Below are 20,161 nucleotides of genomic sequence, written 5' to 3' on the forward strand. Positions count from 1 at the left end.
CCGCAGTTCACCCGGTGCGCCCTGTTGCGAATGGCGCGGCGGGTGCGGGAGGTTGTACCGGGCCCGCGGCCCGTGTCGTGTCTGACGATCGATCACGTGGAGGGATGTCGGCGATGACATCGAAGATCCTGCTCGTCACCGGGGACGCCGCCGAGTCGCTGGAGGTGTTCTACCCCTACCAGCGGCTGCGTGAGGAGGGCTACCAGGTCGACATCGCGGCGCCGACGAAGAAGCGCCTCCAGTTCGTCGTGCACGACTTCGTCGACGGCTTCGACACCTACACGGAGAAGCCCGGCTACACCTGGCCGGCTGACGTCGCCTTCGCCGACGTCGACCCGGCCGACTACGTGGCCCTCGTGATCCCCGGCGGCCGCGCCCCCGAGTACCTGCGCAACGACCCCGAGGTGCAGCGCATCGTCCGCCACTTCTTCGCGGGCGACAAGCCGGTCGCGCAGATCTGCCACGGGCCCCTGATCAGCGCCGCCACCGGCGACCTCGCCGGCCGCCGCAGCTCCGCCTACCCCGCGCTCGCCCCGGACGTGAGGGCCGCCGGCGCCGAGTTCGTCGACGCCGAGGCCGTCGTGGACGGCGTGGTCGTCTCCGCCCGCGCCTGGCCCGACCACCCCGCCTGGCTCCGGGCCTTCATCGAGGTCCTCCGGACGAAGGCCCCCGCTTCCTGACCCGCGGCCCCCGCCGCGCCCCCGACCCACCTCGGGGGCGCGGCTCCGGCATCCCCGGCTCCACCACGATGATGCTCGGATCGGCCGAGGGCGGGCGCCAGTTCGCCATCTCGCCGACGCCGTACGAGCGGACGGGCCAGGCGGGCGCCACCGCGTCGCTGATCGCGCTGATCGCCACCGGAACGTGTGGCGGCTGACGTGCGGCGGCTAAGGTCCCTCCTCGAAAACCCTTACGAGGAGGACGAGACATGGCAGAGCCGCTGATCGCCGCCGTCGGGGGCAGGGTGCCCGCCGTCGATCCCGGGGCGTTCGTCGCGCCCAACGCCGTCGTGGTCGGGGACGTGACCGTCGCCGCCGGGGCGAGCGTCTGGTACGGCGCGGTGCTGCGCGGCGATGCCGAGGCCATCGCGGTCGGCGCGGGCAGCAACATCCAGGACAACTGCACCCTGCACGCCGACCCGGGCTTCCCGCTGGCGGTCGGTGAGCGGATCTCCGTCGGGCACAACGCGGTGCTGCACGGCTGCACCGTCGAGGACGACGTCCTGGTCGGGATGAACGCCACCGTCCTCAACGGCGCCCGGATCGGCGCCGGTTCGCTGGTCGCGGCCGGTGCCGTGGTGCCGCAGGGCATGCAGGTGCCGCCGGGTTCGCTGGTCGCGGGGGTGCCCGCGAAGGTCCGGCGCGAGCTGACCGAGGACGAGCGGGCCGGGATCAAGGCCAACGGCGCCGGCTACCAGCTCCTGGCCGACGCCCACCGGGACATCGAGCCCGTCGGCTAGACGGCCGCGGCCTCCCGGGCCTCGCCGGCCGGCACCGGCACCGCGGGCGAACCGTCCGCGGGCCGGCGCCGGTCGGCGGCCCACGCGAGCAGCGCGACCACCGCGCCCGACGCCGCGAGCCCCGCGCCGACGAGGGTCGGCGAGGTCCAGCCGAGGCCGGCGTCCAGCGCGAGGCCGCCGAAGTACGCGCCCTGGGCGTTGGCCAGGTTGAACGCGCCCTGCACGGTCGCCGAGGCCAGCGTCGGCGCACTGCGCGCCTTCTGCATGACGAGGGTCTGCACGGCCGGCACGATCGCGAAGCCGAACAGTCCGATCAGCACGACCGTCACGGCCGCCGACCACTGCGCGTGCGCGGTCACGGCGAAGAGGGCGAGCGCGGCGGCCAGCAGCAGGAACGCCGCGCAGACGGTCGGCCGCAGCGCCCGGTCGGCGGCGAAGCCGCCCAGCACGTTGCCGATCGTCATCCCGACGCCGAACAGCGCGAGCACCAGCGTCACGGACCCGGTGGCGTAGCCGGAGACCTCGGTGAGCAGCGGCGCGATGTAGCTGTAGCACGCGAAGAACCCGCCGCAGCCGATGACGACGGTGGCCAGCGCCAGCCACAGCTGCGCGCTGCGGAAGGCGCGCAGCTCGTGCCGGAGTCCGGACTGGGCCGGGGAGGGCAGGTGCGGTACGAGGCGGGCGATGGCGAGCGTGCCTGCGGCGGCGATGAGGACCACCACGAGCATCGTCGCCCGCCAGCCGAGGTGCTGCCCGAGCAGGGTCGCGGCGGGCACGCCGACGATGTTGGCGACGGTCAGGCCGGAGAACATGACGGCGACCGCGCGGGCCTTCCTGTCCGGGGCGACCAGTTCGGCGGCGGCCACCGCCCCGGCTCCGAAGAAGGCGCCGTGCGGCAGCCCGGTGACGAGCCGGGCGGCGGCGAGCGTCCAGAAGTCGGGGGCGAGCGCGCACAGCAGGTTGCCGGTGGCGAAGACCCCGGCGAGAGCGACCAGCACCGCCTTGCGCGGGCGTCCGGCGGCGAGCGCGGTGAGCAGCGGCGCGCCGATCACGACGCCGAGGGCGTACGCGGAGATCAGCCAGCCGGCCCGGGGGATCGAGACGTGCAGGCTGTCCGCCACCTGGGGGAGGAGCCCCATGGCGGCGAACTCGGTGGTGCCGATGGCGAACGCGGTGACGGCCAGGGCGACCAGCGCGAGAGGCAAGGGGGTGGCTCCGGGGGGAGAGAAGTGCGGACGGAACGGGAGGTATTCGTTCGCCCGGCATCCTAATCCGCCCGCGTGACGGTCCCGTAAGCCGATCATGACGGGCCGGTGACGTGGGGTCGGTGACGCGGGGCGGTGACGGGGCGGTCCGGCGGCCGGTGGGCACGGCGGCCACGCCGGGTGACGTCGAGGGCGGGCTCGTCGGAACGGCTCGCCAGCGCGCCGCCCGCGCGGGAGACTGGGGGCATGTGCCGCAACATCAAGACGCTGCGACCCCCGGTGACGCCCGACGCCGACGAGGACGACTTCCGTGCTGCCGCGCTGCAGTACGTCCGGAAGGTGTCCGGGTTCCGCGCCCCGGCCGCGCACAACCGCGAGGCCTTCGACCGTGCGGTCGAGGCGGTCACCGAGGCGACCGCCCGGCTGCTCGCCGAACTGGAGGTCCGCGGCGGGCCCGCCCGGGCCACGGCCGAGGCCACCGCGTAGACCGCCGCGTAGACCGCCGCCCACCGGGCCGGGAGGCGGCCCCGGGACGCGGGCAGGGCGTACAGGTACCAGGAGGAGGTCGGTGATGAACCCGCCCACACGTTACGTACTCACCTTCCCCGGCACCCCCGGCACCCAGGCACCGCAGGACGTGGTCGTGGTCGCGCGCACGAGCGCGACGGGGCCGGGCGGCCATCCGGTGTACGAGGACGCGAGCGGCATCGTCCGGGCCGAGATCAGCGACGCCGGCGAGGTCCGCATGCTCGCCAGCGGCGGCCACCAGTCCCCGCACCTCCCGGTGCACGCGCAGCCGCTGCCATAAGGGCCTGAGAGCGCCACGAACCGACTAGCCTCCGCCCGGACCGGGTAGCCGATGTGCATGGCAATCTTCCGCAAACCCGGGCGTTCGGACCGCTCCGAGCCCGATGCCGCCGTTCCCGAGCAGCTCGCGGACGCGCTGGCCGACTTGGTCGAGGAGGCCGAGCGGCCCGTCGGAGAGTGGCAGGTCGCCGAGTACCGGGCCGAGGGCGGCCGTGGCCGGGCCCTGGTGCGCGGCGTCGCCCGGCGGCTCGGCACGGGGGGCCGCGCCGCCGCCAGGGGCGCCGCGATCGGCGGCCGGGTGCTCACCGAGCAGCTCGTGCGGGCCGCGCCGCGCATCCCGGTCCGCAGCCTGGCCACGCTCCGGGCCCAGCACCCCGGTGCCACCGACCCCGAGCAGCTCGCCGACCTGCTGGTGCTCGGCGCGACCAGGGCGTCGGGCGCGCTCGGAGCGAGTGTCGGCGCGGCTGCGATGCTGCCGGTGCCGCCCGCGATGCCGGTGGAGATCGCGGCCGAGACGTTCGCCGTGGCGGCCGTGGAGGTCAAGCTGATCGCCGAACTGCACGAGGTCTACGGCGTCCCGGCGACCGGGAGCGTGACCCAGCGGGCCACCGCCTACCTCTCCGCGTGGGCCAACCGCCGCGGCGTCGACGCCACCCTGCTGGCCCGCCCGGCGGGCTTCGCCGCGCTGGCACTCGGCGCGGAGGTGCGCCCGCAGGTCCGGCGCCGGCTGACCCGCAGCTCGCTGCGCCGGCTGCCCTCGGTGACGCCGCTGCTGGCCGGTGCGGGCATCGGTGCCACCGTGAACCGGCGCGACACCCGACGGCTGGCCGGCGAGGTCCGCGAGGACCTGCGCCGGCGCCGTCCGGTGGATGTCTCCTACTGGGACACCGCCGCGGGGTAGCCGACTGCCCGGCTACCCCGCGACGGGCGGCGCCGCGGCGCCGCGGCCGGCCTTGACGCCGTTGACCATCGCCTGGTGGATCGCCCGCGCGGTCGCCTCGTCCGCCGCCGGGACGGGGCTGCCGGACACCGTGTACCAGTCCAGCGCGCCGGTGTACTGGACGGTCAACCGGGCCTCGCCGTCCACCCACGTGGTGTGCACGGTGAGGTCGCCGGAGATCGGCCCGACCTCGGCGGTGGTGACCCCGCCGGGCCCGCTGATGATCGACTGCGTGGTCCAGGTCGCCCACGAGGCGCGCGGGTCCGCGGGCGGCTGGACCTGCCCGCCGCCCTGAGTGTGCTCGGTCATGCGCCTATCCTCCCCCGCCGGTCGGCCGCTCGTCCGGGAGCGACACCAGCGGTAGCCGGAGGCCGCCCGGGACGTCCGGGCGGCCTCGCTCGTCCGGTGGTCAGCTGCTGCTCGTGCCGTTCTCGTCCAGCATGGGGTCGCCTTCCGCCCGGGACTCGTCCTGCGCGTGAAGGTTCTGCATCGAGGTGACGCCCTCCTCGGGGTCCGCGGCGCGGACGTTCTCGTCGGTCTCGGTGCTCACCTGGGCCCGGTCGCTCATGTCGGTCATCTGCGGGCTCCGTCTCCTCGGCCGGTCCGGGCACGCCTTGCGGGGGCGCGGCAGGCCGGGTCTGTCGTTCGCCCTTCCAGCCTGCCCCCGCCCCGGCCCGGGGGCCAGCCGGGTCGGCGGCGCAACCGCCGTCCGTCACCAGGTGACGGGCAGCGCCTTCAGCCCGTAGATCACGTTGTCGGACCGGAACCGCAGCTCGCTCTCGGGCACCGCGAGCCGCAGGCCGGGCAGTCGGCGGAACAGGGTGGCGAGCGCGATCTGCAGTTCGGCCCGGGCCAGCGGCTGGCCGAGGCACTGGTGCACGCCGAAGCCGAAGGCCAGGTGGCGCCGGGCGTCGCGGTCGAGGTCGACCTCGTCGGGGGAGGTGCGGTCGGGGCCGCCGAACATGCCCTCGTCCCGGTTGGCGGTGGACAGCATCGCGAAGACGCCGTCCCCGGCCCGGATGAGTGTGCCGTCCAGCTCGATGTCCTCGACCGCCACGCGCGGCAGGCCGGTGTGGACGATCGTGGTGTGGCGCAGCAGCTCCTCGACCGCGCCGGGCACGGCGGCCGGGTCGGCGAGCTTCGCGATCTGCTCGGGCTGCCGGAGCAGCAGCACGGTGGACAGCCCGATCATGTTGGCGGTGGTCTCGTGGCCGGCGATCAGGAGCAGCACGCCGGTGGAGGCGATCTCGCGCAGGGTGAGGTCGTCCCGGGCCGCGAGTCGGCTGAGGATGTCCTCGGCGGGGTGCTCCTTCTTGTGGGCCGCGAGTCCGCCGAGGTAGTCGAGGATCTCGTCGTTGGCCCGGGCGACCTCCTCCTTGGGGGCGAAGGTGTTGAGCAGCGTCGCGCTGAGGGCCTGGAACATCTCCCGGTCCTCGTAGGGGACCCCGAGCAGGAGGCAGATCACCAGCGACGGCACGGGCAGGGCGAACGCGCTGACCAGGTCGGCCCCGGTCGCGCCGTCGGTCATCCGGTCGAGGGCGTCGTCGACGATCTGCTGGATCTCGGGCCGCATCGCCTCGACCCGCTTGACCAGGAAGTCCCCGGTGACCATGCGGCGCAGCCGGGCGTGTTCGGGGTCGTCGAGCCGGATGAACGCCGGATTCTCGGCGATGAGTTCGCGCCGGTCGGGGGTGAACAGCGGGAAGGCGGGGTGGCGGGCGTCGGCGCTGAAGCGCTGGTCGGACAGGACGGTGCGCACCTCGGCGTAGCCGGTCACGAGCCAGATGGGGGTGCCGTCGGGCAGGGCGGCGCGGCTGACGGAGCCGGTGCGGGCGGCGTCGGTGTAGGCGGGCGGCGGGCTGAACGGGCAGCGCATGTCGTGCGGGGCGGGCAGGACCGGGGTGGTGGGCGCGGGCGTGGTCGTCAAGGTGGTACTCCTCGGCGTCGCGGTGAGGATCTCCTGGGTGGGGTCGGGTGGGGCGCAGGCGCTGGGCTAACTGCCGGTCGCGGCGGGTCCGTCGGCCGGTGCGGTGTCCTCGGTGACGGTGATCGCGCCGCACGGGCAGAGTTCGGCGGCGAGTCTGAGGTCGGGGTACTCGCTCGGCTGGAAGGTCGTCCGGCGCAGTCTCACCAGACCGTCGTGGTCGTCCTGGTCGAAGATCTCCGGGGCGTTCGAGACACACAGGCCGGAGCTGCAGCAGCGGTCCCGGTCGAGGCTCACCTTCATGGGCGTTCCCTCCTGCACTCGTTGCTCGTTGTCATTGCCAACCTAACCCGGTGGTGCGGCGCGCACGGAGGGTGTCGTGGCGGGTTTGCGCAGATTGGCCGATTCGGTCCGGGACGGAACGACCTTTGGCAGCACGAGGTTTGATTTGACGTCAGTTTGTCAAGGACGGTTCGGCGCGATCCCGCTCACAGCCCTTCGGCGGCCGCGATCTCCCGGACGGCGGCGACCGTGTCGGCCTCGGCCGGGTCCTTGTCAGGCCGGTAGCGCACCACTCTGGCGAAGCGCAGGGCCAGCCCGGCGGGGTAGCGGGGGCTGCGCTGGACGCCGTCGAAGGCGATCTCCACGACGAGTTCCGGCCGGACCCGCACCGTCCAGTCGTCCCGGCCGGTCTCCCGGGCGAGGAGTGCGGTGGTCTGCCAGGCCAGCGTCTCGTCGGTCAGGCCCTTGAACGTCTTGCCGAGCATCACCCACGGGCCGAGCCCGGGCTCGCCCGCGGCCCGGGCGCCCAGGTGCAGGTTGCTGAGCCGGCCGCGGCGCCGGCCGCTGCCCCACTCGGCGGCCAGCACCACGAGGTCCAGGGTGTGCCGGGGCTTCACCTTGATCCAGCCCGCGCCGCGCCGGCCGGCCGCGTACCCGGCCGCGGGGTCCTTGACCAGCACGCCCTCGTGGCCGAGGGCCAGCGTGTCGCGGAAGAACGCCAGCGCCTCGGCGCGGTCCCCGGTCTCCGTGCGTGCCACCCGCAGGCCGGGTGGCACCGCTTCGGCCAGCGCCGCCCAGCGCTCGCCGCCGGGGCGGTCGACGAGGTCCTCGCCGTCGTGGTGCAGGAGGTCGAAGAAGTAGGCGCTGAGCGGCACTTCGGCCCGCAGCCGGTCCGGGGCCCGGCGGGTGGCGGTCCGCGCCGCGGTCTCCTGGAACGGGCGCGGGCGGCCGTCCGGTCCGAGTGCGATCGCCTCGCCGTCCAGCACGGCCGAGCGCAGCGGCAGCGCGAGCGCCGCCTCGGCCACCTCGGGCACGCGCGCGGTGATGTCGTCCAGGCTGCGGGTGAACACGGCGACGTCCCCGCCGTCCCGGTGCACCTGGACCCGGATGCCGTCCAGCTTCCACTCCAGCGCCGCCCGACCGGTGCGCTCCAGCGCCGAGGCCACGTCGGGCGCGGACGCGGCCAGCATCGGCCGCACGGCCCGGCCCACCTCCAGCCGGAACGCGGCCAGCGCGGGCACCCCGCCGGTCAGCGCCGCAGCGGCCACCGCCCGGGCCGAGCCGCGGAACATCAGCGCCCGCCGCACCGCCGCCACCGGCACCCCGGCCGCCTGCGCGACGGCGTCCCCGACCACCGCGTCCAGCGCGCCCTGGCGCAACTCGCCCACCAGCACCGCCCGCAGGAACCCCTGCTCGACCTCGGTCGCCCGGCCGAACAGCTCCGCCAGCAGCCGCCGCCGCTCGCCCTGCGCCCCGGCTCCGTGCACTCCGGCGATCCGCTCCAGCTCCCGCTCGACCTCCCGCACCCCGAGCTCGCCGGCCCCGTCGGCGGGCGGCGGGAGGTCGCGCAGGCCCGCGTACCCGACGCCGGTGCGCAGGCGCTGCGACTCGCCCGACAGCAGCGCCACGGCCGCAGGTGCCTCCTCCGGCCCCAACTCCCGCAGGCACGCGGCGAGCAGCGCGGTCTTCGCCTTGCGGCCGGACTCGGCGGCGACGGCGCGGGAGGTGAGGGCGAGCTCGCGCAGGGCCATGGCACCACCTCCGGCGGACGGCTTCGGACACCTCCAGAATCCCCGCCCGGCCTCCGCCCCGCCCGCCGGGAGACGCGGTACGGGGGCGCCGTCCGGACGGTGCCCGGTTCCCGCGGCGGGGTCCGTGACCGGTCCGCCGGACATCCGTTCGGAATTTTTCGTTATCGGCGGTGCGCCGGAGGGTCTCCCAGGTGTCGGCACCCGACCGCCGACCCGGACAGAAAGCGTGGCCAGGTGAACAGCGAAGACAGGACGACCATCCTCCCGGCGACCGGATCGGCCGACGGCGCGGGCGGCCGTTCCGGGGGGCGTGCCGCGCGCCGGGCAGCCGAGCGGCACGCCGACCAGCACGGAGGGCGCGGCAGGCGGGGCCGCAGGCGCGGCGCGTTCGTCCCGGTGTCGACGGTCGTCGTCGCCGTGGCCGGGACGGGCCTGCTCGCGGCGCTGGCCGGCGCCGGGTACGCGGCGTACGCGGGCAAGCAGTCGGACCGAGACCCGGGGCAGGCGGTGGCCCTGGACGCGCTGATGGCCGCCGAGGCCGGCACCCACGAAGGCATCCAGGTGCCCGGTGCCGGCGGGGGTCCGGCCCTCGTGCCCGGCGCGCCGCAGTCGCCCGTCAACCTGTCCGCGACCGACCCGGGCACCCCGTCGCCCACCGCTTCCACCACCGCTTCCGCCACCGCCACCGCGACCGCCACGGCTTCCGCTTCCGCGACACCCACGCCGACCGCCACCGCCAAGCCGACCCCGACCGCCAAGCCCACCACCGCTCAGCGCTCCGCCACGGGGAGCGCCCCCGCGGCGACGTCCGCGCCCCCCCCGGTCGGCGGCGGCGCGTCCCCCTCGTACGCCCAGCAGGTCGTCGACCTCGTCAACGCCGAGCGGGCCAAGGCCGGCTGCGACCCGGTCGCGGCCGAGCCCCGCCTGGCCACCGCCGCCCAGTCGCACAGCGACGACATGGCCGACCGCAACTACTTCGACCACGCCAGCCCCGAGGGCTACCACGCCGACCACCGCATCGAGGCGACCGGTTACCGCTGGAGCACCTGGGGCGAGAACATCGCCCGCGGCCAGAAGGACCCGGCCGCCGTCATGGACGCCTGGATGAACAGCCCCGGCCACCGCGCCAACATCCTCAACTGCGCCTTCAAGCAGCTCGGCGTGGGCGTCCGGACCGGCTCCGGCGGCCCGTGGTGGACCCAGGTGTTCGCCGCCCCGGCGTGACCCCGCTGCGGGCCCGTCACCGGCCCGTTTTCCGATTCCGCGCAAATTGTTGTTATCTGATCACTCCCCAGAGGTCTCCGAGGAGGCATCGGCGGGCGGAAGACGGCAAGACGGAGTGCGGACGATGAACGCTGACGTGCAGAACGCTGACGTGCGCAACACTGACGTGCGCGGCACCGGGACGACCCTGGTGCGCGCCGCCCAGGCGGGCGACCGGCAGGCCCAGGAGGCGCTGGTCGCCGCCTGGCTGCCGCTCGTCTACAACGTGGCCGGGCGCGCGCTCGGCGGGCACGCCGACGTCGACGACGTCGCGCAGGAGACGATGATCCGCGCCCTGGACGGCCTGGAGGGGCTGCGCGACCCGTCGTCGTTCCGCTCCTGGCTGGTCGCGATCACGATGAACCAGATCCGCCGCCGCCACACCGCCGGCCAGCAGCAGCCGACCGTCGGTGGCCTCGACGAGACCTGGGAGGTCGCCGACCCCCGCGCCGACTTCACCGACCTCACGATCCTGCGGCTCGGCCTCTCCGGCCAGCGCCGCGAGGTCGCCGAGGCCACCCGCTGGCTCGACCCGGACGACCGCGAACTGCTCTCCCTGTGGTGGCTGGAGGCGAGCGGCGAGCTGACCCGCGCCGAACTCGCCGAGTCGCTCGACCTCAGCCCGCAGCACACCGCCGTCCGGGTGCAGCGGATGAAGAAGCAGCTGGAGTCCGGCCGCGTGGTCGTCCGAGCGCTCGGCGCCTACCCGCGTTGTCCGGAGCTCGCCGAGGTCACCGCCGGCTTCGACGGGACGCCGAACTCGGTGTGGCGCAAGCGCATAGCCCGGCACATCCGCGGCTGCGCCACCTGCGACCGGCTGGGCCGCGACCTCTTCCCGGCGGAGGGGCTGCTCGCGGGGCTGGCGCTGGTGCCGATCCCGATGGGTTCGCCGGTGCTGCTGCACTTCAAGGTCACCGCGGCCGCGATCGCCTCCGCGGCGGGTGCGGGAGCCACCGGCGCGGGCGGTGCCGGCGGCGCGGCCGGCACCGCGGGCGCCGCCGGGGCGGGCTCGCACGGCGGTTGGGCCGCGTTCGCCGCGAAGAAGGCCGTCCTGGTGAGCGGTGCGGCTGCCGCCGTGGCGGTCACGACGCTCGCCCTGGTCTGGCCGGCCCCCGTCGAGAAGCCGCTGGAGGCGGCGCCCGAGCCGACCACGCCGGCCGCCGCGCCCGACACCCCGACGGGGACGCCGCTCGCCCTGCCGGTACCGGCCCCGGCGGCCGTGACCGACACCCCCACGCCGACCCCGACCCCGAGTCCGACCGACACTCCCACGGCCACGCCGACGCCGACCCCGTCGCCCACCGCGTCCAGGCCGACCGCCCCGCCCAGCCTGGAGCGCCAGCTCGTCGACCTCGTGAACGCCGAACGGGCGAAGGCCGGTTGCGCCCCACTGCGGATCGACCCCCGGCTGCACGGCGCCGCCCAGAAGCACGCCGACGACATGGTCGCGCGCAACTTCTTCGACCACGTCAACCCCGACGGCGTCCACCCCGACGCCCGGATCACCGCGGCCGGTTACCGCTGGTCCCAGTGGGGCGAGAACCTCGACCGCGGCACGACCAACCCCTCCGCCGTGGTCTCGCACTGGATGGACGGCGGGATCCACCAGTCCAACCTGCTGGACTGCGGCTTCAAGGACGTCGGCGTCGGCGTCGCGACCGGGCCGACCGGTACCTACTGGGCGCAGGACCTCGGCGCCCCGCTCTCCTGAACCGGGCCGCCGCCCCGGCTACGCGGGAGTGACCGGGACGAGCCCGTCCGCCTGCCCGGTCACGTAGCCGGTGGCGTGCCCGACCACGCCGCCCGCGTCGCCGACCTGGCCCGGCGCCAGGTCGGCCGTCGAGCCGAGCGGTCCGGGCAGCCCCTCCTGCCCGCCCACGGCGCTGGCGTGTGCGCTCGGCGCGGTCAGGGAGGCGACGACACCCACGGCGAGCGAGGCCACGGCAAGCATGCTGCGCTTCTTCATGCCCGTGCTAACGAGCCCGCACCGCACGGGTCACGGGGCAGGGGCGCGGTCCGGGCGCGCGGGTCGGGGGCCCGGCGCGCGGGCTGCGGGCCCGGCGTGCGGGCGTTCCGGTGGCGGGGGGCTTAGGAGCGGGGTGGGATGGGGAGGGGTTCCGGAACGAATCCGGCAAATCGATCTTCCCGCCCCTCCCTTCCGGCCGGGTTCGCCGACCGTCACAGGCCCCCGCCACCCCCGCGACACGAAGGGCACCCGATGCACGCAGCCGAGCTCACCTCCGCCGTCCTCGCCGAGCTGCGCCGCCCCCGGCGCTACCCGGCCGTCTCCGTCCTGCTGCCGACCCACCGCAGCGAGCCCGACAACACCCAGGACCCGGTGCGCCTGCGCAACCTCGTCGCCGAGGCGAAGGCCAGGCTGCAGGCCGACGAGGCGGTGAGCCGGGCGGACCGGCTGGACGTCGTCGAGCAGCTGGACCGCGCGCTCGCGGAGGTCGACCTCGTGCACGCCGAGGACGGCCTGGTGATCTTCGCGGCGCCCGGCGAGCACCAGGTGTGGTCGCTCCCGCGCTCGGTGCCGGCCCGGGTCGTCGTCTCGGACACCTTCCTGACCCGCAACCTGGTCGCCGCGTACGTCTCGGCCGCGCCCTACTGGGTGCTCACCGTCTCCGCCGACCGGGCCGCCCTGTTCAGCGGCTCCGGGTCGAAACTGGTGGCGCACGACGGCGGTTTCCCGGTCGACCAGGTCGGACCGGACTGGGACGTCGAGCGCACGGAGCGGATCGGCAACGTGCCGAGCACCTTCACCGACGAGGAGACCCGCCGGTTCCTGCGCTCGGCCGACACCGCCCTGGCCGCCGTCCTGGAGGCCGACGCCCGCCCGCTCTACGTCCTCGGCGAGGCGGCGGCGATCTCCCTGCTCGACGACGTCGGCACGGCGGCCAAGCGCGCCGCCGCCCAGGTCGCGCGCGGCGGCCTCGGCCACGCCTCCCCGGCCGTGGTGGCCGAGGCGGTCCGGGCGACGGTGGCCGACCAGGGCCGCAAGGCCGTCGCCGAGATCCAGGAGCGCCTCAGCCAGGCCCAGGGCGTCAAGGGCCTGGCCGCCGGCATCGACGAGGTCTGGCAGAACGTCGCGCAGGGCCGGGCCGCCGTGCTCGCGGTGGAGGAGGACTACTGGCAGCCCGTCCGGGTGACGGACAACCACCTGGTGCCCACCGAGGACGGCGGGCCGGACGTGCGCGTGGACATGGTCGACGAGATCGTCGAGCGCGCCCTCGACACCGGCGCCCGCGTGCAGTTCGTCCCGTCCGGCGAGCTCGCCTCGCGCGACCACATCGCGGCCGTCCTGCGGTACTGACGCCCGCTACGCCCCGGGGGCCAGACCGAAGCGGGTGGCCACCCGGCCGGCGAGGTCGGCGGGCGGCGCGGCGCCGTCGACGGTCAGGACGTCGAGCCGGTGGCCGACGGCCTGGACGCGGACCTCCGCGTCCCAGAGCGCGTCGCGTGCAAGCCGCTTGGCGAGTACCGCCGAGGGATCGCGGCCGCCCCACGTGGCCCGCGCGCGCTGCGGATCCGCGTAGCGCGCGCGGAGCACGTCCCGCCGGAACTCCGCGGTCGGCAGGAGGAAGACCGCCTGGCCGGGCCGGCTCAACAGCGGTGCGAGGTCGGCGGGAAGGATCCCGATCCTTCCCCGGCCGATCGCCGAATCTGGAAGGGAGGGGGACGGACAGCTCACCGCGCCGGCGACGCCGCGTCGCCCATGACGACCACCGGGTTCAGCGCCGGGTCGAGTGCGCGGAGCAGCTCCCGCATGGCGTCGACGCGCAGGCAGCCCGCGAGCGGTTCGCCCTCGAAGCCCGTGCCCGCGACGGTGAATCCCCCGTCGTGGTCGTACGGCAGGCGGGATCCCGGATCGGGCAGCCTGCCGCCGGCGGCGGTGAGGGTGAACACGCCTACGGGGGAGCGCAGATCGCCCAGGTGGTGGTCGGCGCTCCAGCCGCGGTTGCCGTTGCGGGCGGGCCAGGTCGGTCCGGCGAGCCAGCCGGAGCCGTCGTCGCGGTAGAGCGTGGCGCGCCCGGTCGAGAGGTCGGCGCCGTCGCCGGTGACGACCAGGGCCTGCCTGGTTCCGGTTGGGACATCGGCGAGCAACTGCGCTCCCACTCCAGGCAGTTGGCCGGGAAGTTCGGGTGGCGCGGGGCGGCCCGCGGCGACCGGAGCCGCAGCCGGCGTGGCGGCCGGAGAGGTGACCGGCGCAGGCGGCGAGATGGTGACGGACGCGGCGGACGGGGTGGCGCGGCCGGGCGCGCGGCTCGCCAGGAGCAGCGCGCCCGGCCCGACGAGGGCACGATGGGGTAGGGACATCGTGGTTCGGCTTTCGGACGTGCGGGGATGGGAGGAGGGGCGGCCTGGTTCAGCCGGTCGGGCCCTCGGGAGTGGGGCTCTGCCGCTCGAACGAGCGGATCGACTCCAGCACCTGTTGCACCTGCTGGGTGACGACCGTCGTCGGCTCCCGCAGGCACGCGTCCAGCTCGATCACCGACAGGGACGTGGTGCTCGTGACGGTCCGGTGGCCGATCAGCTCCGCATCGCCGCCGACGGCGGCGCACTCCTTCGTGAGCGTGGTGACCTCGGCCGGGGTGGACGTCTCCACGTACTCGGCCACCCGCGTCGGATCCTTCACGAGCCGGAACGTCAGGACGGCGCCGCCGCTGCGCAGGCGCCCGACCGGCAGGCAGAACGTCTCCTTGTCGGCGCAGGCGGTCGGGTCGGCGATCGGCTGGTTGGCCAGTGTGCCGATGCTCACCTCGGGGTTGGCCCAGTCGTTCTCCTGCGTGAGCCAGCCCTTGGGCACGTTGACGACCATCTCGGACACCGTCCTGAACGAGATGGCCACCCCCAGCGGCCCCACGGCGTCCGGGCCTTCGGGCGCGGAGGAGGGCGAGGGCGCGGCCGTGCTCGGTGCGGGCGCCGGAGCCGCTGCGACCCCCAGCGGGCCCGCGTGGGGGGACGAAGGCGCGATCGCCGGGGCGGCGGCCAGTACGGCGGCGAGCAGGCCGCCGGTGAGCCCTGCGCCCAGCCCGGCGGCCCGCCGGCGGCGGCGCGTGCGGGCGGCGCGGGCGAGGATCCGCTGGATGCGGTCCTCGGGCGCCGGGAGGTGCGGGGCGGCTTGCTGGAGGAGGATCCGCAGCTCCTGCTCCTCCCCGGTGTCGGCGCCGCCGGGTCCGTCCGGCCGGTCCGGTTCGAGGAAGTCAGTTCCCGTCACGGCGTCCCCCGTCCAGCATCAGTTCCCTGACCGGCAGTTTGCCGCGCAGCGCGGCGAGCGCCCGGTGCGTCTGGCTCTTGACGGTGCCGGTCGTGCACCGCAGCACCTCGGCCGTCTCCTCGACGCTCAGGTCCTCGAAGAAGCGCAGCACCACCACGGCCCGTTGTCGCGGCGGCAATGCCCGGACGGCCGTGGCCACCACCTGGCTCAGTACGACGTCCTCGAAGGGGTCGGCCCGCTGCACCGGTGGCTCGGGCAGTTCCCCGTGCGGGAGCTCGCCGGTCCAGCGGCGGCGCCACCAGGAGACGTGCGAGTTCACCAGGACCTTCCGCACGTACGCCTCGGGGCGCTCGATCGAGATCCAGTCCCACTTGGGCCAGACCTTGGCGAGCGCGGTCTGCAGCAGGTCCTCGGCCTGGTGCGGGTCGCCGGTCAGGAGCCAGGCCGTGCGCAGCAGCTTCGGGCCGCAGGCGGCGACGAACTCCTCGAAGTCCGGTGTCGCGTCCCTCATCCCGCTGCCCCCGCCATGGTGTTCCCGTCGTTCCCGTCTGCCGTGGCGGCCTGGTCGGCCGCGTGCGTGGTGTGGTCCTCACGGCAGGTGGAACGCGGTGGCCCGCGGTTCGGGTTGTCTCCGTTCCGGGGGTATTTTCCCAGGCCCCGGCGGACGGCCGCGGCCCGGTCCGGGCGGAACGCTGGACGGCCCGCGAGCCGGCCGGGACTGAGCCGGGCGGCGGGCGGGCCGTGGCACCACGATGCGCGGCCAGCCACGTGCGGCACAGGGGCGCGCACAGGGCGCCCGGACGCACGGGCCGGGCGCGATCGGGGCGTACGGGATCGACCCCGCCGTCAGAGCGTCCCGGAGCCGTGCTCCACCGGCCCGGCCGCCCCGTGGGCCGCCACCGGTTGCGCGCCGACCCTCCAGTCGGGGTGGCCCGGCATGGGCGGGGTGCGGTGGCCGTAGAGCCAGTCGGTGAGGAAGTCGCCGAGGTCCTGCCCGGAGACCTCGGAGGCGGTGCGGATGTAGTCGGCGGTGGTCGCGTTGCCGTACCGGTGTCGGGCGAGGAAGGTGCGCTCGATCGCGTCGAACGTCTCCTCGCCGACGCGCTCGCGCAGCGCGAAGAGCACGAGTGCGCCACCGGTGTAGCGCTGGCTGTCGAACAGGTCGGCCGCGGTGGGCGAGGCGACCGGCCCGGCGTCCCGGCGCCACTGGTCGCCGAGGCCGTACAGGTAGCGCATGCGGTCGACGAGGGTGGTGTAGCCCCACGCGTCCGGCCAGCCGCGCTCGTAGCGGTACAGCAGGCCGTAGTAGTCGGCGTGGCCCTCGTTGAGCCAGAGGTCCGCCCAGGTGGCGGGCGAGACGCTGTCGCCGAACCAGGAGTGCACCAGCTCGTGCATCATGTGCGAGCCGATCGCCGCTTCGGGCTGGCGCAGGAAGTTCGGCTTGTACAGCGTCAGGGTCTGGGTCTCCAGGCCGGTGAAGCCGAACGCGTCCGGGGCGTCGGTGTCGGCCGGCAGGATCCCGTACGCCTCGAAGGGGAAGGGCCCCAGGTGCCGTTCGGCCCAGGCGAACTGGTCGGCGGTGAGCGCGAGGGCCGGTTCGAGGTCGGCGGCGCGCGCGGTGGGCACGACGTCGCGCAGCGGCAGGCCGTGCGGGCCGGTGCGCTCGCGGACGGTGTAGTCGCCGACCGAGACCTGCACGAGCTCGGTGGCCATCGGCTCGCGGGAGACGTAGCGCCGGGTGGTGCGGCCGTCGCCGAGCGGCGTGGTCCGGGTGAGCTCGCCGCTCGCGACGCCGAGCAGGCCGTCCGGGGCGGTGACGTCGATCGTGAAGCGGGCCTTGTCGCTGGGGTGGTCGTTGGACGGGAAGACGGTGTGCGCGCTGGCGGGCTGCCCGGCGACGGCGAAGCCGTTCGCGGTCGGCACCCAGCCGGTGTGGGGGAGCCCGGCGTGCGGGTCCGCCGTGTACGTGACCCGCACCCGCGCGGTGGCGCCGCGGTGCACGGCCCGGACCGGGGTGACGGTGAGCTTCTCGTCGTGCGTGCGGAACGCGGCGGGCCGGCCGTCCACGCGGACGTCGTGCACGTCGAGGCCGAGCGCGTCGAGGTCCAGGCTCGCCAGGTCGCGGGAGGGCCGGGCGGTGATCACCGCGGTGGCGTCGACGGTGCGGGTGTCCGGCCGGTAGGCGAAGGAGAGGTGGTAGGCGAGCGCGTCGTAGCCGCGGTTGCCGAGCGACGGGAAGACCGGGTCGCCGAGCCCGTCCGCCGCGGTGGCCGCGGGCCCGCCGGTGGTCAGCAGCGCCGCGCTGAGCGCGAGCACCAGGGCGAGTCCGGCACGGCCGCGGGCTCGGGTCCGACGCAGGGGGATCAGGGCGACCACCGCTCTCCGGGGTGACGGCACGGGAGATGTTCCGGGCACGGATCGTAGTGGACGGACCCGGCCTCCGGGGCGGGATCGCCGCGACACGGGCGCGTCCCCCGGACGGAGCACTGCGGTAGCGGCGCGGTCGCCCTCCGTCATACGGTCGAAGAGTTCCGCCCCCTGACGGGCGGGGCCACGGCCGTCGGAGAACCTGGCCAGGTCCGGCGGCCGTACTTTCATGCCCGGGTGCAGCCCGTAGGCTGGCGGTCCGCCCTTCCGCGCCGGACCGCCAGGAGCCGCTGTGACCACGTCCCCGAACTTCCTGGTGATCGGCGAGAGCGTCGCCGACGTCGTACGCGCCGACGGCGCACCGGACCGGGTGCACCCCGGCGGGAGCCCGGCGAACGTCGCGTACGGCCTGGCGCGTCTCGGGAGGTCGGTGACGCTCCTCACCCAGCTCGCGGACGACGCCCACGGGCGGCTGATCCGGGCGCACCTGGAGGGGGCCGGGGTGGCGGTGCTCGCGGAGGCGGTGGCACGGACGCCTTCGGCCGTCGTCGAGCTGGACGGTGACGGGCGCGCGCAGTACGCACTCGACATCGGCTGGACGCTCGGCACTCCCCAACTCCCGGACGCACCGGGGTACCTGCACATCGGCTCGATCGCGGCCGTGACCGAGCCGGGCGCGGCGGCCGTGCTGGGGATCGTCGAGCGCTTGCGCGGCCGGGCGAGCGTCAGCTACGACCCGAACGTGCGGCCCGCGCTGATGGGCGAGCGGGCCGGGGCCGTCCGCCGGGTCGAGCGCTGCGTGGCGCTCAGCCACGTGGTCAAGGCCAGCGACGAGGACCTGGCCTGGCTCTACCCGGGCGAGGATCCGGAGTCCGTCGCCCGGCACTGGCTCGGGCTCGGTCCGGCCGTCGTCGCCGTGACGCTGGGCGCGGCCGGCGCCGTCGCGCTCACCGCGGACGGCGCCCGGGAGGAGGCCGCCGCCCGGCCGGTGAGGGTCGCGGACACCGTCGGCGCCGGGGACTCCTTCATGGCCGCCTTCCTGCACGCCCGCGCGGCCGGCACCCCGCTGGCGGCCTGCCTGGGGCGCGCGGTGACGGCCGCGGCCGTCACCGTCTCGCGCCCCGGCGCGAACCCGCCCTCGTCCGCCGAGCTGGCCGAGGCGCTGGCCCGGTAGGCCGCAAGTGCCTTACCGCGCGGTCTCGGTGAGGTCCTTGCCGTACCAGACCTCGGCGTACGGGCCCGTGCTGTAGGCGGGGATCTCGCGGTAGCCGTGGCGGGTGTAGAGGGCACGGGCCTCGACCAGGTCGAGGCGGGTGTCGAGGACGACGCGCTCGGCGCCGAGGGCGCGGGCGGCGGAGTCGACGGCCGCGAGCAGGCGGGCGCCGCCGCCGGTGCCGCGCAGGCCGGGGCGGACGTAGACGCGGGTGAGCTCGACGGTGGTGGCGTCGAGGCGGCGCAGCCCGGCGCAGGACTGGGCGCGGCCGTCGTAGCGGCCGATCAGGAACAGGCCGGTGGGCTCGGCGAGGTCGTCGCTGGGGGTGTCGGCCAGGCCGGCCTCCAGGACCTCGGTGTCGAAGTCCTCGCCGTGGTGCAGCCGGCCGTAGCGGTTGGCGACGTCGTAGTAGTACTCGCGCAGGAGGGCCAGTGCCTCGGCGGTGGTCACGTCGGCGGGGGCGACGGTCCAGGCCGGGCCGGGTGCGGTGGTGCCGGTGGTCATACCGCGCATGGTCGCCGTGCCGGCGGCCCGGCGGCAACGGGTTTTCGCGGTGCGTGCGGGGCCGTCCGGCCGTCCTGCGCAGGGCAAAGCTTGGGCAAGGTCCCGGGCGGGTCGCTCTGCCGTGCGGGTGATGGGGGGATTGACGGGGGTGCACTCCGGGGGAGCAGTGGCGTTATGAACGCACCATCAGATCGTCACATTAATGGGGGTTTGAGGGGGAGTCACCCGGCTCGGAGGGGTCTGCGGACCGGTCTGCTGGCCACCGTCTGCCTCTCCGCCGTCGTCACCGGCTGCGCCGGGCCGTCCGGACCCGCCGGGCCGAAGGCCGCACCCGCCGACGCCGCGAGCGCCGCACCGGCCGCCCGGGCGGAGGCTGCGGCCACCGGGGAGCCCGCCGTCGACGGGGCCCGCCCGCCCGCCGCGCCGCCCATGCTGCCGGGCCTCGCCCGCAAGGAGGAGGAGAGCAGCAGCGAGGCCGTCGCCCGCCAGGAGACCGCCGTCCGCACGGCGCTCGAGACCGCCCAGCGCTGGGGCCTGGCCGAGCCGCCGTTGAAGGCGCCGCCGCCCCCGGCCGCCAAACCCCGGCTGCGCGCGATGCAGGGCGTGAAGATCAAGGACGGCCTCCCGCCGGTGGTCTTCCGTGTCCCCACCGACGACAAGGTCGTGTTCCTGACCGTCGACGACGGCGCCGAGAAGGACCCGCAGTTCAACAAGATGGCCGCCGAGCTCGGGATCCCGCTCAGCGCCTTCGTCTCCGACTACCTCGCCCGCGACAACTACGGCTACTTCCGCGACCTCCACTCCCAGGGCGTGGAGATCAACAACCACACCATCAACCACCGCAACCTGAAGATCCACGACTACGAGACCCAGCGCTACGAGATCTGCACCCAGCAGGACCAGCTGGAGCAGCAGATCGGCGTCCGCCCCCGGCTGTTCCGCCCGCCGTACGGCGAGTACAACGACGACACGCTGCGCGCGGCCGGGTCCTGCGGGGTCCAGGCGGTGCCGCTGTGGAACGAGGAGGCCTTTCCGGACCACATGGAGTGGCGCTACGACGACCAGAGGCTCCACCCGGGCGACATCATCCTCACCCACTTCCGGGGCACCGAGGACTGGAAGGCCACGATGCCGGACCTGCTCCGCAGGGTCCTGAACGAGGTCACGGCACAGGGCTACGCCCTCGGGCGCCTGGACGACTACCTGTAGCCGTGCGCTCGGAAGC

General features: G+C 75.2%; 24 protein-coding genes. 11 read left to right on the forward strand and 13 right to left on the reverse strand.

The window, feature by feature from the left end; translation table 11 throughout:
• The first annotated feature begins 113 nt into the window (after positions 1 to 113).
• From AB0C76_RS28780 to AB0C76_RS28790, 3 genes are all read left to right on the forward strand, one after another.
• Positions 114 to 680 carry a DJ-1/PfpI family protein gene (locus AB0C76_RS28780; RefSeq protein ID WP_359971155.1) on the forward strand — a complete coding sequence of 189 codons (567 nt, stop codon included), beginning with the start codon at positions 114 to 116 and terminating at the stop codon, positions 678 to 680.
• Between the two features lie 68 nt (positions 681 to 748).
• A complete protein-coding gene (locus AB0C76_RS28785; protein ID WP_359971157.1) occupies positions 749 to 877 on the forward strand; it encodes a hypothetical protein in 129 nt (42 codons plus the stop codon).
• A gap of 51 nt (positions 878 to 928) precedes the next feature.
• On the forward strand, positions 929 to 1,459 hold the full coding sequence (locus AB0C76_RS28790; RefSeq protein WP_359971159.1) for a gamma carbonic anhydrase family protein: 531 nt from the start codon (positions 929 to 931) through the stop codon (positions 1,457 to 1,459).
• Here AB0C76_RS28790 and AB0C76_RS28795 read toward each other — a convergent pair.
• The gene (locus tag AB0C76_RS28795; RefSeq protein WP_359971161.1) at positions 1,456 to 2,664 is read right to left on the reverse strand and encodes an MFS transporter; all 1,209 of its coding nucleotides are present in this window, start codon (positions 2,662 to 2,664) and stop codon (positions 1,456 to 1,458) included. The genes AB0C76_RS28790 and AB0C76_RS28795 overlap by 4 nt on opposite strands.
• Before the next feature lie 246 nt (positions 2,665 to 2,910).
• Between AB0C76_RS28795 and AB0C76_RS28800 the strand changes: the two genes are divergently transcribed.
• From AB0C76_RS28800 to AB0C76_RS28810, 3 genes are all read left to right on the forward strand, one after another.
• Positions 2,911 to 3,150 (forward strand): DUF2277 domain-containing protein, encoded by a 240-nt coding sequence (locus AB0C76_RS28800; RefSeq protein ID WP_359971163.1) that lies wholly within the window; start codon positions 2,911 to 2,913, stop codon positions 3,148 to 3,150.
• A gap of 85 nt (positions 3,151 to 3,235) precedes the next feature.
• Positions 3,236 to 3,472 (forward strand): DUF6296 family protein, encoded by a 237-nt coding sequence (locus AB0C76_RS28805; protein ID WP_359971165.1) that lies wholly within the window; start codon positions 3,236 to 3,238, stop codon positions 3,470 to 3,472.
• A gap of 57 nt (positions 3,473 to 3,529) precedes the next feature.
• On the forward strand, positions 3,530 to 4,372 hold the full coding sequence (locus AB0C76_RS28810; RefSeq protein WP_359971166.1) for a hypothetical protein: 843 nt from the start codon (positions 3,530 to 3,532) through the stop codon (positions 4,370 to 4,372).
• A gap of 12 nt (positions 4,373 to 4,384) precedes the next feature.
• Here AB0C76_RS28810 and AB0C76_RS28815 read toward each other — a convergent pair whose 3' ends face one another.
• From AB0C76_RS28815 to AB0C76_RS28835, 5 genes are all read right to left on the reverse strand, one after another.
• Complete coding sequence (locus AB0C76_RS28815) at positions 4,385 to 4,720, reverse strand: hypothetical protein (RefSeq protein WP_359971168.1); 336 nt, start codon at positions 4,718 to 4,720, stop codon at positions 4,385 to 4,387.
• A 100-nt stretch (positions 4,721 to 4,820) separates the two neighbouring features.
• The gene (locus AB0C76_RS28820) at positions 4,821 to 4,988 is read right to left on the reverse strand and encodes a hypothetical protein (protein ID WP_359971170.1); all 168 of its coding nucleotides are present in this window, start codon (positions 4,986 to 4,988) and stop codon (positions 4,821 to 4,823) included.
• A gap of 135 nt (positions 4,989 to 5,123) precedes the next feature.
• Positions 5,124 to 6,338, reverse strand: a complete 1,215-nt coding sequence (locus AB0C76_RS28825) for a cytochrome P450 (RefSeq protein ID WP_359971172.1) — start codon at positions 6,336 to 6,338, stop codon at positions 5,124 to 5,126.
• Positions 6,339 to 6,404: 66 nt separating this feature from the next.
• Entirely contained in the window at positions 6,405 to 6,638 is a 234-nt protein-coding gene (locus AB0C76_RS28830; protein WP_359971174.1) for a ferredoxin, read from the reverse strand.
• A gap of 185 nt (positions 6,639 to 6,823) precedes the next feature.
• Complete coding sequence (locus tag AB0C76_RS28835; RefSeq protein ID WP_359971176.1) at positions 6,824 to 8,368, reverse strand: ATP-dependent DNA ligase; 1,545 nt, start codon at positions 8,366 to 8,368, stop codon at positions 6,824 to 6,826.
• Between the two features lie 234 nt (positions 8,369 to 8,602).
• Here AB0C76_RS28835 and AB0C76_RS28840 point away from each other — a divergent pair, with 234 nt between their 5' ends.
• Positions 8,603 to 9,592 carry a CAP domain-containing protein gene (locus tag AB0C76_RS28840; RefSeq protein ID WP_359971178.1) on the forward strand — a complete coding sequence of 330 codons (990 nt, stop codon included), beginning with the start codon at positions 8,603 to 8,605 and terminating at the stop codon, positions 9,590 to 9,592.
• A 124-nt stretch (positions 9,593 to 9,716) separates the two neighbouring features.
• Entirely contained in the window at positions 9,717 to 11,342 is a 1,626-nt protein-coding gene (locus tag AB0C76_RS28845) for a sigma-70 family RNA polymerase sigma factor (protein ID WP_359971180.1), read from the forward strand.
• Positions 11,343 to 11,360: 18 nt separating this feature from the next.
• On the opposite strand, the gene AB0C76_RS28850 is transcribed toward AB0C76_RS28845, so the two are convergent.
• Positions 11,361 to 11,582 carry a hypothetical protein gene (locus tag AB0C76_RS28850; protein WP_359971181.1) on the reverse strand — a complete coding sequence of 74 codons (222 nt, stop codon included), beginning with the start codon at positions 11,580 to 11,582 and terminating at the stop codon, positions 11,361 to 11,363.
• 267 nt (positions 11,583 to 11,849) lie between these two features.
• On the opposite strand from AB0C76_RS28850, the gene AB0C76_RS28855 reads away from it, so the two are divergent.
• On the forward strand, positions 11,850 to 12,947 hold the full coding sequence (locus AB0C76_RS28855) for a chemotaxis protein (RefSeq protein ID WP_359971183.1): 1,098 nt from the start codon (positions 11,850 to 11,852) through the stop codon (positions 12,945 to 12,947).
• A gap of 6 nt (positions 12,948 to 12,953) precedes the next feature.
• Here AB0C76_RS28855 and AB0C76_RS28860 read toward each other — a convergent pair whose 3' ends face one another.
• The 5 genes from AB0C76_RS28860 to AB0C76_RS28880 form a co-directional block, all read right to left on the reverse strand.
• Positions 12,954 to 13,241, reverse strand: a complete 288-nt coding sequence (locus AB0C76_RS28860) for a hypothetical protein (RefSeq protein WP_359971185.1) — start codon at positions 13,239 to 13,241, stop codon at positions 12,954 to 12,956.
• A gap of 80 nt (positions 13,242 to 13,321) precedes the next feature.
• Complete coding sequence (locus tag AB0C76_RS28865; RefSeq protein WP_359971187.1) at positions 13,322 to 13,951, reverse strand: hypothetical protein; 630 nt, start codon at positions 13,949 to 13,951, stop codon at positions 13,322 to 13,324.
• A 49-nt stretch (positions 13,952 to 14,000) separates the two neighbouring features.
• On the reverse strand, positions 14,001 to 14,852 hold the full coding sequence (locus AB0C76_RS28870; protein ID WP_359971189.1) for a hypothetical protein: 852 nt from the start codon (positions 14,850 to 14,852) through the stop codon (positions 14,001 to 14,003).
• Positions 14,839 to 15,363, reverse strand: coding sequence for a SigE family RNA polymerase sigma factor (locus AB0C76_RS28875; RefSeq protein ID WP_359971190.1), 525 nt, complete (start codon positions 15,361 to 15,363; stop codon positions 14,839 to 14,841). The genes AB0C76_RS28870 and AB0C76_RS28875 overlap by 14 nt, the downstream gene beginning before the upstream one ends.
• A 335-nt stretch (positions 15,364 to 15,698) precedes the next feature.
• Positions 15,699 to 17,228, reverse strand: coding sequence for a M1 family metallopeptidase (locus AB0C76_RS28880; RefSeq protein ID WP_359971192.1), 1,530 nt, complete (start codon positions 17,226 to 17,228; stop codon positions 15,699 to 15,701).
• Between the two features lie 283 nt (positions 17,229 to 17,511).
• Between AB0C76_RS28880 and AB0C76_RS28885 the strand changes: the two genes are divergently transcribed.
• Positions 17,512 to 18,393, forward strand: a complete 882-nt coding sequence (locus AB0C76_RS28885) for a carbohydrate kinase (RefSeq protein WP_359971194.1) — start codon at positions 17,512 to 17,514, stop codon at positions 18,391 to 18,393.
• A 12-nt stretch (positions 18,394 to 18,405) separates the two neighbouring features.
• Here the strand turns inward: AB0C76_RS28885 and AB0C76_RS28890 are convergent, their stop codons facing one another.
• Complete coding sequence (locus AB0C76_RS28890) at positions 18,406 to 18,936, reverse strand: GNAT family N-acetyltransferase (RefSeq protein ID WP_359971196.1); 531 nt, start codon at positions 18,934 to 18,936, stop codon at positions 18,406 to 18,408.
• 210 nt (positions 18,937 to 19,146) lie between these two features.
• Between AB0C76_RS28890 and AB0C76_RS28895 the strand changes: the two genes are divergently transcribed.
• Positions 19,147 to 20,145 (forward strand): polysaccharide deacetylase family protein, encoded by a 999-nt coding sequence (locus AB0C76_RS28895; RefSeq protein WP_359971197.1) that lies wholly within the window; start codon positions 19,147 to 19,149, stop codon positions 20,143 to 20,145.
• Positions 20,146 to 20,161 lie beyond the last annotated feature (16 nt).

Origin of the sequence: Kitasatospora sp. NPDC048722 (assembly GCF_040650235.1) — a bacterium.
GTDB lineage: Bacteria > Actinomycetota > Actinomycetes > Streptomycetales > Streptomycetaceae > Kitasatospora.

Coding starts and splice junctions, on each gene's coding strand:
- AB0C76_RS28780 (WP_359971155.1), top strand. CDS start 114: ATGACATCGAAGATCCTGCTCGTCACCGGGGACGCCGCCGAGTCGCTG.
- AB0C76_RS28785 (WP_359971157.1), top strand. CDS start 749: ATGATGCTCGGATCGGCCGAGGGCGGGCGCCAGTTCGCCATCTCGCCG.
- AB0C76_RS28790 (WP_359971159.1), top strand. CDS start 929: ATGGCAGAGCCGCTGATCGCCGCCGTCGGGGGCAGGGTGCCCGCCGTC.
- AB0C76_RS28800 (WP_359971163.1), top strand. CDS start 2,911: ATGTGCCGCAACATCAAGACGCTGCGACCCCCGGTGACGCCCGACGCC.
- AB0C76_RS28805 (WP_359971165.1), top strand. CDS start 3,236: ATGAACCCGCCCACACGTTACGTACTCACCTTCCCCGGCACCCCCGGC.
- AB0C76_RS28810 (WP_359971166.1), top strand. CDS start 3,530: ATGGCAATCTTCCGCAAACCCGGGCGTTCGGACCGCTCCGAGCCCGAT.
- AB0C76_RS28815 (WP_359971168.1), bottom strand. CDS start 4,720: ATGACCGAGCACACTCAGGGCGGCGGGCAGGTCCAGCCGCCCGCGGAC.
- AB0C76_RS28820 (WP_359971170.1), bottom strand. CDS start 4,988: ATGACCGACATGAGCGACCGGGCCCAGGTGAGCACCGAGACCGACGAG.
- AB0C76_RS28830 (WP_359971174.1), bottom strand. CDS start 6,638: ATGAAGGTGAGCCTCGACCGGGACCGCTGCTGCAGCTCCGGCCTGTGT.
- AB0C76_RS28835 (WP_359971176.1), bottom strand. CDS start 8,368: ATGGCCCTGCGCGAGCTCGCCCTCACCTCCCGCGCCGTCGCCGCCGAG.
- AB0C76_RS28845 (WP_359971180.1), top strand. CDS start 9,717: ATGAACGCTGACGTGCAGAACGCTGACGTGCGCAACACTGACGTGCGC.
- AB0C76_RS28850 (WP_359971181.1), bottom strand. CDS start 11,582: ATGCTTGCCGTGGCCTCGCTCGCCGTGGGTGTCGTCGCCTCCCTGACC.
- AB0C76_RS28855 (WP_359971183.1), top strand. CDS start 11,850: ATGCACGCAGCCGAGCTCACCTCCGCCGTCCTCGCCGAGCTGCGCCGC.
- AB0C76_RS28865 (WP_359971187.1), bottom strand. CDS start 13,951: ATGTCCCTACCCCATCGTGCCCTCGTCGGGCCGGGCGCGCTGCTCCTG.
- AB0C76_RS28875 (WP_359971190.1), bottom strand. CDS start 15,363: ATGAGGGACGCGACACCGGACTTCGAGGAGTTCGTCGCCGCCTGCGGC.
- AB0C76_RS28890 (WP_359971196.1), bottom strand. CDS start 18,936: ATGACCACCGGCACCACCGCACCCGGCCCGGCCTGGACCGTCGCCCCC.